A 14,010-nucleotide genomic window follows, 5' to 3' on the forward strand; every position below is an offset into this window, starting at 1 on the left:
CGAACTGCAGAACCGCCGCGTGGAAATCACTTACGGTCCGGGTTCGGGTCGCTAAGCGAAGACCGCAAGGTCACAAAAAAGGGGCCGGAGGGAAACCTCCGGCCCTTTTTTCATGTGCCGGTCCGGCCGAAACATCGACCGGTGGCCGCTGGCACTTGCGATTGGCGACCCATGCCATATTGACCGCAGGCCCGCGCTTCTGCACGTTCGCCGCAACAATCAAAAAGGGTTCAGGATGCAATTGATCAACGATACGCGCTTCTATCTGGACGGCGCATGGGTGGACCGTCCCGATGCTCCCAGGATTGCGGTTCTCAATCCTTATTCGGAGGAGGTGATCGGCCATATCGCCGCTGGCTCCGCCGCCGATGTCGATCTGGCGGTTGCCGCCGCGCGCCGCGCTTTTCCCGATTTCTCGCAGACCCCGGTTGCAGAAAGGCTGGCGCTGCTGAAGCGGATCAAGGCCTTGCTGGAGGAGCGGACGGAAGAATTCGCGCAGGCCATCACTGCGGAAATGGGCGCGGCGATCACCTTCTCACGCGGCGGACAGGTCGCGTTCGGCATCGCGCACGTCAATACGATGATCGATGTGCTGGAGAAGTTCGCTTTCCAGACGGAGCGCGACGGGATCACCATTGTGCGGGAACCGATCGGCGTGTGCGCGCTGATCACGCCGTGGAACTGGCCGCTGTACCAGATCACCGCCAAGGTTGCCCCGGCCATCGCGGCGGGCTGCACCGTGGTGCTCAAGCCCAGCGAGATGTCACCCTTCACCGCGCAGATGTTTGCCCAGGTGATGCATGATGCCGGAACGCCTCCGGGCGTGTTCAACCTGGTTGGCGGGACCGGCGAAGTGGTGGGCAATGCCATGTCATCGCACCCCGATGTCGACATGGTCACCTTCACCGGCTCCACCCGCGCGGGCGTGCTGGTGGCCCAGTCCGCAGCAAAGACCATCAAGCGCGTGGTGCAGGAACTGGGCGGCAAGTCGCCCAATGTGTTCCTGGAAGATGCCAATTTCGAAGAGGCGGTGCCCAAGGGCATTCTGGGGGCCATGCGCAACGTCGGCCAGTCCTGCGCTGCGCCTACCCGAATGGTGGTGCCCGCATCGCGCCTGGCCGAAGTGGAGGCGCTTGCGGCCAGCACTGCGAACGACATCATCGTCGGCAATCCGCTGGACGAGGCATGCGTTATCGGCCCGCTCGCCAATGCGCCGCAATTCGCCAAGGTGCAGGAACTGATCCAGGCCGGTATCGACGAGGGCGCAAAGCTGATCTGCGGCGGCACGGGACTTCCCGGCGGCCTCAACCACGGCTTTTTCGCCCGCCCCACGGTGTTTTCCGAAGTCACGCCGGACATGCGCATCGCGCAGGAGGAGATTTTCGGCCCGGTGGTGGTGATCATGCCCTATCTGGATGAGGCGGATGCGATCCGTATTGCCAATGATACGGTCTATGGCCTCAGCTCTCACGTCCAGTCTGCCGATCAGGAAAGCGCACGCCGGGTCGCCCGCCAGATCCGCGCAGGCCAGGTGCACATCAACTATCCGGCATGGTCCGGCTTTGCCCCGTTCGGGGGCTACAAACAGTCCGGCAATGGCCGCGAATACGGGGTCTTCGGGCTGGAGGAATACCTCGAGGTGAAGGCCATCCTTGGCTATTGATGCAGCGCGAAGGGGGCGGGCGCAGTGGCCCGGCCCAATGGCCGCTGAACATTATGCCCGCCGCGGCTGCGGGCCTTGTTCGTTCGCCTTGGCAGTCTGCAGAACCCGTGTTGCGGGTCAGGCGGACTGCCAACGGCTTTTCATCCGATAGATTGTTGATGCGCTGACGCCCAGTTCGCCCGCAGCCTTGGGGATGCTGCCGCCAGCCCTGTGGATTGCGGCCTCAACGGCCAGCCGCTCGATATCGGCGAGCGTGGTGGGACCGCTTTGGGCAAAGTCCGGGGAGGCGGTTGCAGCGGGGTCCGCCATGAATGCAGCCGGTGCAGGGTCAGCGGCTCTGGCTGGTGCGGGATGGGTGCGTTCGAGCGGCAGATCGTCCAGGCCGATAACCGGTCCGGCGCTCATCACCACTGCACGCCGGATAAGGTTTTGCAGTTCGCGGACATTGCCAGGCCACTGGCGCTGTTCCAGCGCAGCGCTCACTTGCGCGGAAAGCGGCTCGAAGTGCTTGGCTTCCTCCTCCCCGAAGCGTTCAAGGAAACTCTGCGCTATCAGGCTGACATCGCCGGGCCGGTCCCTGAGTGGCGGCAATTCAAGCGGGATCACCGCAAGGCGATAGAACAGGTCCTCGCGAAAGCGGCCTTCGGCAACTTCGCGCGATGGATCGCGATTGGTGGCACAGATAACCCGCACGTTGACCGGTTCGGGCCGGCTTGACCCAACCGGCTGCACCATGCCGGACTGCAGGAAGCGCAGCAGTTTCACCTGCAGCGAAAGATCCATCTCGCAGATTTCGTCGAGGAAAAGCGTACCGCCATCGGCTTCGCGCGCGGCCCCCTTCCGGTCTGCAATCGCTCCGGTGAAGGAGCCTTTCACATGGCCGAACAGTTCCGATTCAAGCAGGTTTTCCGGGATCGCTCCGCAATTGATCGCCACGAACCGCTTGCGCGCGCGCGGACCTGTCTGGTGGATCGCTTCGGCGGCCACTTCCTTGCCGGTGCCGCTTTCGCCGGTAATGAAAACCGTCGCCTTGGACGTCGCGACATTCTCGATGGCGCTATAGACTGCCTGCATGGGCGTGGATTTGCCGATGAAGCCTTGAAAGCTCTCACGGCCGACAATCCTGCTGATGACTTCGGCTTTTTCGTACAGCTTCTGGCGTTCCAGCGCATTGCGCGCGGTGGTCAGCAATCTTGGCGGGGCGATGGGCTTGACCAGGAAGTCATAGGCGCCCAGCCGCATGGCGCTGATTGCGCGGTTGATCGATCCATCGGCGGTGACCACCACCACTGCGCTTTCCTGCGCCAATTGGGGGCGCTGTTCGAGCCAGTCCAGCCCATCGTAATCGGGCAATTGCAGGTCGAGCAGGATAGCGTCGAACGGCTTTGGCATGCTGGCAATTGCACTGTCTGCTTCGGCGCCGTTCTCCACCACCACAACCGAATGGCCGGCCCCTTCTAGGATTCCGGCGTAGGTTTGTGCCAGCGAAGGGGAATCCTCTATCACCAGTATGTGCGTTGCCGGTCTGCTCATAGGGCTTTGACCAGCCGGAATTCGGCCCGATCGCCAAGTTTGCTGGATTCCCAGGTCAGTTCGCGTTCATCGCCGTAATGCTCGATGCTCTGCCTGATCAGGCCATAGGCGATATGCGCCAGCGGCCGGTGCGACTGATAGGATACCACCAGAACACCGTTTTCACGCCTGGTCGTCACGCTGGGCGGCTTGGCCCCGGGATAGAGGATGCGGACTTCCTCGTGAATGTGCGGACCGACATGATCGAGCAATTCGTCGACAGACGTATAAAGCTTCATGATATCCGGGAACAGGACGGTGAAGCGCTGGAAGAGATAGGAGCCATATTTCTGGCACAGTTCATCGACCGGCACGCCCGACTTTACGGATGCGATCGAGACCATTTTCAGCGCATTGGTCGCCGGATAGCTGCCGACTGAGGTGAAGGCTCCGCCATCGGGCAAGTCCGCTTCCACCAGCACCTCGTCGGCGAAAACCAGTCCGAATCCCTCTTCCATGAAGTTAACGAGTTCGGTGAAGATGATGCCCTTCATTTCTTGTCCCTTTTTGCGAAATGCAAATCTGCGTCCGGGCAACTAAGCATATTACGTGCCAAAATGCGAAGATCGGGCGGGTAGTACTGCAAATCCCCAATTGATCGCCCGCAGTCGTTGCATATTGCAGCAAATGCTTTGCAAAATGCAAACAGGCGCTTTGCAGAATGCGAATTTGCGGCGGTATCTGCGCCAAAATCGCTGCAATCCCGTCCAATCGCCAGTTGGCACGGTCCTTGAAACGTCTCCGGCAACTGTTTCCGGAGTCCCATCACATGCGTATCATCGTTCCAGCCATTGCCAGTGCCGCGCTTCTGGCCGGCTGTACCACCGGCCCGCAGCCAGCCAATATTGCTGGTGCACTGTGGATGCCGGAGCAGCAGGCATCGGTATTACAGAGCGGCTGTTCTCAGGCTGCTGGCATGCTGCCGGATCTCCCGCAGATGTCGCGGCCCGATGGCGCAGAGCCCCTGCTTGCTCCGGGTGATCGGCTGCAACTTCGGATCATCGGCGATGCAGACCGGATTTCCGGCACTTATGTGATCGGCGCCAATGGCGACATTGGCCTGAACGGCATCGGATCGATTGCTGCTGCGGGGCTCTCCCTGCCAGAGCTGGAACGCAATCTTGCCGATGAGCTGGTCGCGCGGGACATTGTCCAGCGTCTGCGCAATGCCGTTCGCCTCAGCCTGCTGGAAAGCGCCGGCGTTTCCGTTGCCGTAAGCGGCGCGGTCTTCATTCCCGGCAGTGTCAGGGCCGGTGAGCGGGCGCCTGACGATCGCGTGGGGCAGCGCGAGGGCGAGGCGTTTGGCGATGCCAATGTCGGCCGCACCTTGTCCACCGCGCTGCGCGCCGCGGGCGGCGTTCGGCCCGATGCGGATATCTCGCGCATTGGACTGGTCCGCAACGGCACGCTCTCGGTCCATGATCTGCGCAGCGGGCATGACGGCACCGCGTTTCAGGACGTCGCGCTGGCAAATGGCGACAGCATTATTGTGCCAACCAGCGGCTGTTTCGATGCGCGGCTCGTCCGCCCGTCGCTGGTGACGGCGCCGGGCATCCGCGTGCACATGTCCAACCTGACGCGCCCGGCCAACAACAATGCCGGCGCTGCGGTCGGCCAGCAGACCGCCAGCCTGCCATATGGGACGCGCTTTCTTCAGGGGCTGGTGGCAATGAACTGCGTGGGTGGTTCGCGGATGAATGCCGGGCGCCTCGCCGTGCTGATTTCGCGCAATCCGATGACCGGCCAGTCCGTGGTGGTGGAGCGTGCCGTGGAGGATCTGGTTCGCGCGGCAGACCGCGACCTGGACGATCCCTATCTGATGCCGGGTGATGCCCTGGCCTGTTATGACAGCCGCTGGATGAATTTGCGCGATGCCATCGGCATGGTCACCGATGTGGCGAGTGCGGTCACTCCTGCCCTGCTGCTCGAACAGGCGGTGACCAAGTGATGGCTTCCACGCCCCGGCCCCGGCGCCTTGTCCGATTGTGGTTTGTCATTCGTGACGGACTGCCCTCCATCCACCGCTATCGCCGCTATATCATGGCAATCGCGCCAGCCCTCCTGCTGGTCTGGGGCATAACTGCGGCCTATCTGGTTCTTGCGCCTGTTCGCTTCAGCAGTTCGATGACCCTGATCCTTCCGGGGTCCGGTGTTGGCGGATCGATGAATCTGGATTCGCTTGGTCAGGCAAGTTCGGTCACCGCATCGGCCTTTTCCAGCACCACACTCAGCCCGACCGAGAATTACAAGCGCCTGCTGATGGCTGACACGACCCGCCGCCGGGCCGCCGGCCTGTTGGGTGAAGATGGCGGGGCATTTCCCGAGCCATCCATCAAACTGCTGGATCAAACGAATCTGATCGAAGTGAAGGTGACAGGTGAGAGTCCCGAGCATGCCCGGGCGCGCGGCGAGGCTTTGCGCAATGCGTTCCTCGCCATCCTCGATGACCTGCGCGAGAACGAGGCGCAAACGCGTGAAAGCGCCGATCGTCAGCATATCTCCGAGCTTGAGGGCAAGGTTCAGGAGGCCCAGCTGGCCCTGCTGGACTTTCAGGGGCGCACTGGCCTGGTAAGTCTTGAGCAGTTCAATGGCCGCATCGGCGCGCTGGACGGTCTGCGCGGGCTTGAAAGAAACGCACGGGCCGATCGCGCTCGTCTTGCAGCAATTCGCGGGCGGCTTGGTCAGGTTCTGCAGATCACCCCGGACAATGTTCGCCGGGCCCTGCAACTCAAGGCCGATCCTGTCTTCCGCTCACTGCTGGATCGGTATGCCAGCATCAATACCGACGCGAGCGAAGCCAGCGCTACGCTGGGCAGCGCCCACGCCGTGCGTGAGGAACTGGAGGCCGAGCGCAATGCCTTGCGCGGACAGATTGTCGCACGCGGCAGCTCGGTTGCCGGATTGCGGGCCGATGCGTTGCTCGCTTTCGCCGATCTGTCCGTCAGCGAAGGGCGTGAACGGATGTTTGAATCGCTCATCTCCGCCGAGGGGATGAATGCCGGCGCCAATGCGATGCTGGCGGAGATACGCGGCCAGATCGACGAGCAGGCGGCGCAGTCCGGGCCGCTGGTCGCGCAGGCAAGCGAACTGGTTGAACTGCTGCGGGCACACCGGGTGGCCGAAGCGGTCTTTTCCTCCGCCCTGGCGCGGCTCGATACCAACAAGTCCGATCCCTTCGCCTCTTACCCGCTGGTCCAGACCTTCGAGGAACCGTCCCTGCCCACGTCCAGGGCAACCCCCTCGCTGCTGATCGCACTCGCCGCCGCTGTGGCTGCGTCCTTCTTCATTCTCATGGGATTTGCCCTCGCATGGCTACGCCAACCGATCCTGCGCAAGCTGCTGCCGAACGTCTGATAGCAGGCACTATCGGCGCGACCTGGGCGCTGTGGCTGGTTGGCGGTCTGTATATCGCCGGGCCGGTCCTCGGCTGGAGCCTGGCCGCGCTGGCCGCGTGGAAGCTCTATGCCGCGCCAGCCTTGCCGGCTGCACAAAGACCGGCTCCGCTGGGACCGATCATCTGGACATTCGTGCTGGCAATGGCGGCGATGGAGATCATCCTGCTTGTGGGCCACACAACCAATGACCTTGGCATTGGCCAGACAATCAAGTCTTCCGTCGGCTGGGCTAAGGGCTGGGCCCTGATCGGCCTGTTTCCGCTGGCAGGATCGGTTCTCAATCCACGGCCAGAGGTGATCTGCCGCGCGGTTTGCAGGCTGGGCAGGCAAACACTTTTAATCTTGCCGCTGTTCCTTGTGGCACCGTTTGTCGGACTTCCCGAGACACTGTGGGTCTCGCCGCTCAAGATCATTGGCGGTTCCGGACCGGAATATTTCGCGGCTACCCTCTACACGATTGAACCGGGCGCCGGGACCGCACGCTGGCAGTTTTTTGCTCCGTGGTCGCCGGCAGCCGGGATGATCGCGCTGGTCCATGCTGTTTGCGCTGCCGAGGAGAGGGATCTGCGCTGGAAGATCACCGGCCTTGCCGCCGCCTTGCTGATCGCCCTGCTTTCACAATCCCGCCTGGCTCTGGTGGCGTTGGTGGTCATCTGGCCACTGAGCTTCGGGATTTCCCGGCTGGGCAAGGCGTGGCTGTGGTGGGCAGCAGCGCCGGTTGTGCTGGGTCTTGGATTGCTGGCGCCGAGCCTGGTTGCACTGGCCGAACAGGCGGCCTCGGACTTTTCCAGTGCCCGTGCGGACAGCTCGCGCGTTCGCGAGATACTTGGCCGCATCGCTATCGAACGTTGGCAAACCGAAGCGCCGTGGTTCGGCCACGGGATAGTCGAACAAGGCCCGCATCTGGTTGAATTCATGCCGATCGGCAGCCACCACAGCTGGTATGGGCTGCTGTTCGTCAAAGGCACGATGGGCCTGCTGGCGCTGGCGATTCCGCTGATCATGGCGCTGGCTGCGATGGCGTGGCTGGCGGTTCGCGATCCTCTGGGCCGTATCGGACTATCCATGGTCCTGGTCATGTGTCTCTACAGCTTTGGAGAGAATCTGGAGATACTGGCTTATCTGTACTGGCCGGCGCTGGTGGTCATCGGCATTGCCGCACGCCGCGCCGTGGAGCTGCGCGCAAGCCAGAGGTGAACGGCGCTGCGGCCCCATTCCCGTTCCGCACATGCTTCAGGCGCCTCGCCTGTGGCCGCGGCTGGCTGCATCCTGACATGACAATGCCCCGGTCGCCCTTGGCAGGACGCCGGGGCATCTGCCTGGGGAGCGAAGGGGGAGCGCTCCAGCAGGCATTGTCCGGTCAGGCTGATATGGCGAGCGTGCCGGACAGGCTTTCTGACCGGGACTTCCTGCCCGCCAGTGCCTTGCCCGCCCGGTGAAACAGCGCCTGCCATGCCTTGATGCGGGAGAATTCGGCGCCGGCCATGGACATGCGGGCGGCGACCGACATTTCCTTCAGCTGGGCGGTGCTCAGCCCGGCAAGCGCGCTGGCCAGCATGGCCGGGTCGCTGCAATCAACTACAATGCCTGCGCGGCCCACCTGTTCGGGAAGGCCATCGGCCTGCGACACGATCACCGGACGCCCGGCCATGCGCGCCTCCGCAGCCACCTGGCCAAAGGCTTCGCAGCGAGAGGGAACGACCACGACATCGCAGCGGGCATAAAAGCTGGCCACATCTTCGATACGGCCAGCGAACGCGATATTGGCCATGTCGCCTGCTGCCTTGCGCAAGGCCTGCTCCTGATCGCCAAATCCGCCAATCACCAGTTCGAAACGTGATGCAGGCAAAGCCTTCATGGCCTCAATCAGCACGTCGAAGCCCTTCACATGGTCAAAGCGGCCGATGGCGCCCAGCCTGATCGGCTGGCCTTGAGAGAATTTCGGACCGGGCAGCTTGTCGAGGCCCTGGCTGCCGCTCCACGGATGGAGCACTTTCAGCTTCACGGGGTCGACCGCCTCGATTGCGCGGAGCCATCCGGCCTGACCGTTGGATACCGCAACAACCTCGTCATACATGCGGTAGGCCAGTTTCAGCATAAGCCGGAAACGGGCTTGTGACCTGACCGTCCGGGCCTCCCAGTTTCCGGTATAGGAATGCTCTATATGGATCAGCCGGGCATGCGGATTGCGCAGCCGCAGCGATGCCAGAAACGGCAGGCTGGACCAGCTGGGCGGGAAATGCGTGACGATGACATGGGCATTCAGGCGAGGTGCCATTCTGCCGCGCGGATTGACGGGCCGGACACGGCTATCGACCATGCGGGTCAGATCCGGATGATCGTAGATACGCAGACCCTTGACCACCCCGCCCATGGCGAAATCATCGTTCAGGTGAACGCAGCGCAGCCGGGTCATGCCGCAGCCGCCTTGCCCAGGCGGTTCCGCAGCAGACATGCCATCATCGTTCCGGGCAGCAGCGCGCTGGCCAGGGCGGCCCCCGCCGTTCCAAGCGACTTGACCGGTTCTTCCATGAAAATCGCCGGGTAACGGGCAATCGCCTGCGATGTCAGCGCGCGGGCAAAGGCATAATCGCCCAGCTGTATGGCGCGGCGCGCCAGATAGCGCAGCTGATATGCCGCGGCGGCGTTGCCATGGCGGGCGATCAGCGCTGGCGCATAGGTTCGGGCCTTGTCGATCGCCCGCTCCCAGGTTTCAAACTGGCGCACGATATTGGCCGAAAGTCCGCCACCGATAATGCGATAATCGGTCAGCAGCCCACCAATGCCCTCGAAGCGGCAATTATGCCCAGCGGACATTCGCAGCCACATTTCGATATCCTCGGATTGGCGGAAACTCTCGTCGAACCAGCAGGTGCGTGCGGGTTCATCGGGATGGGCAAAACCCACATCGTCCAGCGCACTGCGACGTATCACCGCGGCCGAGCCATTGCCCACCGGGTTGCGCTTGAGGATATGCGCTGCATCAACAGCTTCGAGCCTTGGCCGCATGGCAACCGCGAGCGGGCGGCCATCGGCGTCAATCAGGCGTGAACCGGCATAGCTGACGGCCACATCGGGATTGCTGCGCAGGTGAATCGCATGCAGCATGAGCTTTTCGGGCGCCCAGCGATCATCTGAATCGAGCAGTGCGATATAGGTGCCGGTTGCATGGGCAATCCCGGTGTTGCGCGCCCCTGCCAGGCCGCGGTTTTTCTGCCGGATGATGCGGATGCGCGGATCGTCGAAACTGCGCACGATATCCATGCTGCCATCCTGCCCGCCATCATCGACGACGATCAGTTCGAGGCAATCGTGGCTCTGGTCCAGAACCGAGCGGATCGCCTCTGCAACATAGAGCTCGACATTATAGACAGGCATGATGACGGAAATTTTTTCAGGGCTGGTCACGGCTATTTCTCCTTGGAGCAGGGGTCAGGCGAAGATGCGCTGGCGCAGCGTCATCGGGATTGCAGGAGCGGTGATGGCTGCAAGCAGAGTGGAGCCTCCGCGTTTCAGATCAGACAGGAAGGCGCGGGGAGACAGGGCTATTCCGCGCATCGCGTAGTAGCGCGCTTCAGCTGGTGGATTGCCGCTGCGCAGGGACCGGCGCGCCAGATACCGGCAATATATCGCCTCGGCAGAAGCTGAGTCCGCATCGCTTGCGTGCAGTTCCACCACCCTGCGCCAGCCGGCATACATGGCGCCAAGATTGACCGAGAGACCGCCGGGCGACAGGCGATAGCCAACAAGCAATTCGTCAATCCCGCGGGCACGCTCACCCAGTGCGACGGCGCGGGCAAGCCATTCCTGGTCTTCCGCATAATCCATGCCGACATCGAATGCGCCGATACGATCGAACGCTTCCCTTGTGGTGACGAGATTGGAGGCTGTGCAGACCGGATTCTCGGAGATGATCTGCTGCATGGTCAGGTCGCCGCGGGGCACGCTCGACATGGTGCGGCTGCGCGGCCGATCATGGGCAGTGGCTTCGAGAAAGGCGATCCTGGCGTAGCTGATGGCCAGCGTGCGATCGGCTTCATGTGCCGCACGGTGCCATGCCAGCTTGGCCGGATGCCACAGATCGTCGGCATCGCAGAAAGCCATCAACCTGCCGCTGGCCAGCTGGAGACCGTGATTGCGCGCGGCGGAAACGCCGGCATTCTGCTGTGCCACCAGCCTGATGCGCGGATCGCGGCCTGCCTGCCGCAACATCCGCAGCAGGCTGTCATCGGTTGAGCCGTCATCGATCAGAATCAGTTCGAAATCTTCGTCGTCCTGCTCACGGATAGAGGCGATGGTCGCCTCGATCGTATCCTGCGCGTTGTAGACAGGCACGATGACCGAGAAATGCGGACGAGTTTGTGCGTTGCGGTTCATATGACCACTCCCTTTGGTGTCTGGTTGTTGATGGCGGACAGGCCGAGTCCGCGAAAAAGGACGAATGCGGTGATCGGCAGCTGCACTGCCCAAAGCGCGAGGACATAGGCCCAGGCCGCTCCGTGAAGGCCGATGGTGCAGCCCAGAGCCAGCGCTCCCAGCGCGGCGATGCAGACCACGATGGAGATCATCGCATCGCGATCAGCCCCGCCGGTGGCGCGCAGCCATGCGGTGGACACCGATGCGGTTATCGCCGGTATCGCGGCCAGGCAGAGTATTGCGACCAGCGGGGCAATATCGGCCCATTGCTCGCCAAACAGGATCGGCACGTAGATATCGGCCAGCAGGACCTGGGCGATCACAACCGGTGTGAAAAGGCCCAGACCCAGCATAATCGAATGCTTCAGCCGGCGCATGCGATCCAGCGCCGATCTGGCGGCGCACAGATAGGGAAACAGCACGATCGACAAGGCGCTGACAAAACTGCTGGTGATGCCAAGTCCGGCGTTGAACGCGAAGAAATAGAATCCCAGAGCCTCCGTGCCGAGCATGGCGCCGACAATGATCTTGTCGAGCTGCTGGCGCGCCACATTGGTAAATTCAGTGACCAGAACCCCCGCACTCAAGCGGGTGAATTCGTGCAAGGGCGCCGCAGCCACTCCGACAATAGGAGACCAGCATTGGGCGCGCCGGACCAGAACAAGCCATACCGGAGCGGTCAGCAGCTTGGGCAGGACAAGCGCCCAGGCCGATGGCCAGACCAGCGCGAGTGCCAGGCACAGGAAATGGTCAGCTGTCGTTTGCGTGGCGGCGATCCGGGCGGTTGTTGCCAGCCGTCCGCTGCGCATCAACAGGAAGACCTGCACCAGGCCGGCCGGCATCAGCGCGTAAACGCCGGTAAGCATGGCCAGCATTGCTGCGATCTCTGCCTGCCCGAAGACACGCCACATGATTGCAGCGCAAGCCAGCTGAACCAGCGCGACGCCGCCGCACCACAGATAGAACAGCCGGTGTGCGGCGTTGCAGATCGATGCGAGCTCGGCATCGGTGGCGGCGATGATCCTTTGGCCAATGCCGCTGTTTGCGAGCACCCGAACAAATTCGAACAGGGCAAGCGCAAGGGCGGCAATGCCGATCTGGGCGGGCGCAATCTGACGGGCGATCACGATGATCGTGAACACCCGCAACACGCGCGTGCCAGCCTCTGCCAGGCCATAGGCAAGAAGGCCGTGCAAGACGGGTCTCAGCCCCTCTGGCAACAGTCTTTCAAGTCTGACGATGAGCGGCATTGGCGTGTTCCTGGCATGGTGTCGCCAAACACTGTTCAATATCCGTGCCAAACGCGGTTTCCCGCCATTGTTGCCCGATTTCGGCAGTCAGGATCGCGCCGATTTGCATAATGGCCAGCAGCACTTCGCAATTCGCAATTCAGAAATTGCATTTTGCGAAAATGGACTGTGCCAAGACGCCCGCCGGGCGGTTAGAAACTAACTAAAAGACGGAAATATAGCGGTTTTCTAAAACTGGCACGATCTCTGCGCCTGTCCTCCCAACTCAAGCGGAGGATATGCAATGTACCAGGATTTCAATTTCGACAGCGCTCTGATGCAGGATTACGAGCGTGGGCCGCGTTCATCGGGCCGTGTGGCTGCGGCGGCAAGTGCGGTCAGGCTGTTCAACCTCGACCTTGTCGACGCCGATCGAAACGAGACCGCGCAAAAGCTGGTGGATCTTGCCGCCAAGGGTCGCCGCGCGACGATCGGTTTCATCAATGCGCACTGCGTCAATGTGGCTGCCCGCGACAGCAGGTATCGCGCTGCCCTGAAGTCCTGCGATCACCTTCTGCCTGATGGATCGGGAATGCGCCTTGCCGCCAGACTTGCCGGGACGAGCTATCGCGACAATCTCAACGGCACGGATCTTTTCCCGCTCATCTGCGAGGAGGCCGCCCGCAAGGGAGTGTCGATCTACCTGCTCGGCGGCGGGGAAGGCATTGCCGAAGCGGCCGGACGGGCGATGCAGCGCCGCTATCCCGATCTCAACATTGCCGGAACGCAAAACGGCTATTTCGAACAGTATGAAACCGCGCGCGTCATCGCCGATATCAACGCCAGCGGAGCCGACATGGTCTTTGTCGGATTTGGCGTGCCGTTGCAGGAATGCTGGCTGGCCGATCACGGCGCCAGCATTGATGCCCCTGTGCAGCTCTCGGTCGGTGGATTGTTCGATTATTATTCGGGCCGAATTCCGCGGGCGCCCATGCCGATCCGCAAAGTCGGTTGCGAGTGGATCTGGCGTCTGGCGCAGGAACCGCGGCGCCTTGCCGGTCGCTATATCGCCGGGAATGGTATTTTCATCATGCATGCCCTGGCACATGCGTTTGCCATCCGCAGCGGGATCGATTGCGGTGCGGCTCTCAAGCGGGCCGGAGACCTGATCGCCGTTACGCTGGGTCTTGCGCTGCTCGCCCCGCTGTTCGCGGCCATTGCCCTGGCCATCAGGCTTGAGGATGGTGGCCCGGTGTTCTTCAGCCAGACCCGGATCGGCAAGCGCGGCAGGCCGTTCAAGGTGCTGAAATTCCGCAGTATGGTGGTCAATGCCGAGGCAATTCGCGCCCGCCTGCTGGCGCAGTCAGACAGGGATTCGATCTGTTTCAAGATGAAGAGAGATCCCCGGATCACGCGGGTCGGGTCCCTGCTGCGCCGCACGTCGCTGGATGAATTGCCACAGCTGTTCAATGTGTTGCTGGGGGATATGTCGCTGGTTGGTCCGCGTCCTGCCCTGCCGCATGAGGTGACAGCCTATTGGCAGCGCGCGCTGCGGCGGCTTGATACCCGCCCAGGTATCACCTGCATCTGGCAGGTATCGGGACGGGCAGAAATTCCCTTCAGCCAGCAGGTGGAGATGGATATCGATTATGTCGAAAGCCAGGGCATGATGCGCGACCTGGGGCTGCTGCTGCGCACGATCCCGGCGGTGGTTACCGCGCGCGGCGCCTACTGA

At 62.3% G+C, this 14,010-nt stretch carries 12 protein-coding genes; 6 read left to right on the top strand and 6 right to left on the bottom strand.

What is annotated here, in order from left to right:
- Nucleotides 1-235 precede the first annotated feature (235 nt).
- On the top strand, nt 236-1,663 hold the full coding sequence (locus ABDZ98_RS13370) for an aldehyde dehydrogenase family protein (protein WP_160591154.1): 1,428 nt from the start codon (nt 236-238) through the stop codon (nt 1,661-1,663).
- Between the two features lie 117 nt (nt 1,664-1,780).
- Here the strand turns inward: ABDZ98_RS13370 and ABDZ98_RS13375 are convergent, their stop codons facing one another.
- Both ABDZ98_RS13375 and ABDZ98_RS13380 read right to left on the bottom strand, forming a co-directional pair.
- A complete protein-coding gene (locus ABDZ98_RS13375) occupies nt 1,781-3,196 on the bottom strand; it encodes a sigma-54-dependent transcriptional regulator (protein WP_202386005.1) in 1,416 nt (471 codons plus the stop codon).
- Complete coding sequence (locus ABDZ98_RS13380) at nt 3,193-3,729, bottom strand: heme NO-binding domain-containing protein (protein ID WP_160591156.1); 537 nt, start codon at nt 3,727-3,729, stop codon at nt 3,193-3,195. The genes ABDZ98_RS13375 and ABDZ98_RS13380 overlap by 4 nt, the downstream gene beginning before the upstream one ends.
- Nucleotides 3,730-4,004: 275 nt before the next feature.
- Between ABDZ98_RS13380 and ABDZ98_RS13385 the strand changes: the two genes are divergently transcribed.
- From ABDZ98_RS13385 to ABDZ98_RS13395, 3 genes are read left to right on the top strand one after another with little or no spacing between them, the layout of a single operon-like run.
- Nucleotides 4,005-5,183, top strand: a complete 1,179-nt coding sequence (locus ABDZ98_RS13385; RefSeq protein WP_160591158.1) for a polysaccharide biosynthesis/export family protein — start codon at nt 4,005-4,007, stop codon at nt 5,181-5,183.
- A 35-nt stretch (nt 5,184-5,218) separates the two neighbouring features.
- Nucleotides 5,219-6,589 (top strand): GumC domain-containing protein, encoded by a 1,371-nt coding sequence (locus ABDZ98_RS13390; protein WP_237437472.1) that lies wholly within the window; start codon nt 5,219-5,221, stop codon nt 6,587-6,589.
- The gene (locus ABDZ98_RS13395; RefSeq protein WP_160591162.1) at nt 6,544-7,827 is read left to right on the top strand and encodes an O-antigen ligase domain-containing protein; all 1,284 of its coding nucleotides are present in this window, start codon (nt 6,544-6,546) and stop codon (nt 7,825-7,827) included. Before ABDZ98_RS13390 ends, ABDZ98_RS13395 begins: the two co-directional genes overlap by 46 nt.
- A gap of 163 nt (nt 7,828-7,990) precedes the next feature.
- Here the strand turns inward: ABDZ98_RS13395 and ABDZ98_RS13400 are convergent, their stop codons facing one another.
- Genes ABDZ98_RS13400 through ABDZ98_RS13415 form a run of 4 tightly spaced genes read right to left on the bottom strand, consistent with a single transcriptional unit; the run spans nt 7,991 to nt 12,242 of the window.
- Entirely contained in the window at nt 7,991-9,046 is a 1,056-nt protein-coding gene (locus tag ABDZ98_RS13400) for a glycosyltransferase family 4 protein (RefSeq protein WP_160591164.1), read from the bottom strand.
- Nucleotides 9,043-10,038 (bottom strand): glycosyltransferase, encoded by a 996-nt coding sequence (locus ABDZ98_RS13405; protein WP_160591166.1) that lies wholly within the window; start codon nt 10,036-10,038, stop codon nt 9,043-9,045. The genes ABDZ98_RS13400 and ABDZ98_RS13405 overlap by 4 nt, the downstream gene beginning before the upstream one ends.
- 24 nt (nt 10,039-10,062) lie before the next feature.
- Nucleotides 10,063-11,007 (bottom strand): glycosyltransferase family 2 protein, encoded by a 945-nt coding sequence (locus ABDZ98_RS13410; RefSeq protein WP_160591168.1) that lies wholly within the window; start codon nt 11,005-11,007, stop codon nt 10,063-10,065.
- Nucleotides 11,004-12,242 (bottom strand): oligosaccharide flippase family protein, encoded by a 1,239-nt coding sequence (locus ABDZ98_RS13415; protein ID WP_237437473.1) that lies wholly within the window; start codon nt 12,240-12,242, stop codon nt 11,004-11,006. Before ABDZ98_RS13415 ends, ABDZ98_RS13410 begins: the two co-directional genes overlap by 4 nt.
- A gap of 43 nt (nt 12,243-12,285) precedes the next feature.
- On the opposite strand from ABDZ98_RS13415, the gene ABDZ98_RS13420 reads away from it, so the two are divergent.
- Together ABDZ98_RS13420 and ABDZ98_RS13425 are read left to right on the top strand one after the other, a co-directional pair.
- On the top strand, nt 12,286-12,498 hold the full coding sequence (locus ABDZ98_RS13420; protein WP_160591172.1) for a hypothetical protein: 213 nt from the start codon (nt 12,286-12,288) through the stop codon (nt 12,496-12,498).
- A gap of 81 nt (nt 12,499-12,579) precedes the next feature.
- Nucleotides 12,580-14,010, top strand: coding sequence for a WecB/TagA/CpsF family glycosyltransferase (locus ABDZ98_RS13425; RefSeq protein WP_237437474.1), 1,431 nt, complete (start codon nt 12,580-12,582; stop codon nt 14,008-14,010).

The organism is Alteraurantiacibacter aestuarii, assembly GCF_039523595.1.
GTDB lineage: Bacteria > Pseudomonadota > Alphaproteobacteria > Sphingomonadales > Sphingomonadaceae > Alteraurantiacibacter > Alteraurantiacibacter aestuarii.

What these genes read in the sequence shown, in the direction of transcription:
- ABDZ98_RS13370 (WP_160591154.1), top strand. Translation starts at nt 236, where the DNA reads ATGCAATTGATCAACGATACGCGCTTCTATCTGGACGGCGCATGGGTG.
- ABDZ98_RS13375 (WP_202386005.1), bottom strand. Translation starts at nt 3,196, where the DNA reads ATGAGCAGACCGGCAACGCACATACTGGTGATAGAGGATTCCCCTTCG.
- ABDZ98_RS13380 (WP_160591156.1), bottom strand. Translation starts at nt 3,729, where the DNA reads ATGAAGGGCATCATCTTCACCGAACTCGTTAACTTCATGGAAGAGGGA.
- ABDZ98_RS13385 (WP_160591158.1), top strand. Translation starts at nt 4,005, where the DNA reads ATGCGTATCATCGTTCCAGCCATTGCCAGTGCCGCGCTTCTGGCCGGC.
- ABDZ98_RS13395 (WP_160591162.1), top strand. Translation starts at nt 6,544, where the DNA reads ATGGCTACGCCAACCGATCCTGCGCAAGCTGCTGCCGAACGTCTGATA.
- ABDZ98_RS13400 (WP_160591164.1), bottom strand. Translation starts at nt 9,046, where the DNA reads ATGACCCGGCTGCGCTGCGTTCACCTGAACGATGATTTCGCCATGGGC.
- ABDZ98_RS13410 (WP_160591168.1), bottom strand. Translation starts at nt 11,007, where the DNA reads ATGAACCGCAACGCACAAACTCGTCCGCATTTCTCGGTCATCGTGCCT.
- ABDZ98_RS13420 (WP_160591172.1), top strand. Translation starts at nt 12,286, where the DNA reads ATGAGCGGCATTGGCGTGTTCCTGGCATGGTGTCGCCAAACACTGTTC.
- ABDZ98_RS13425 (WP_237437474.1), top strand. Translation starts at nt 12,580, where the DNA reads ATGTACCAGGATTTCAATTTCGACAGCGCTCTGATGCAGGATTACGAG.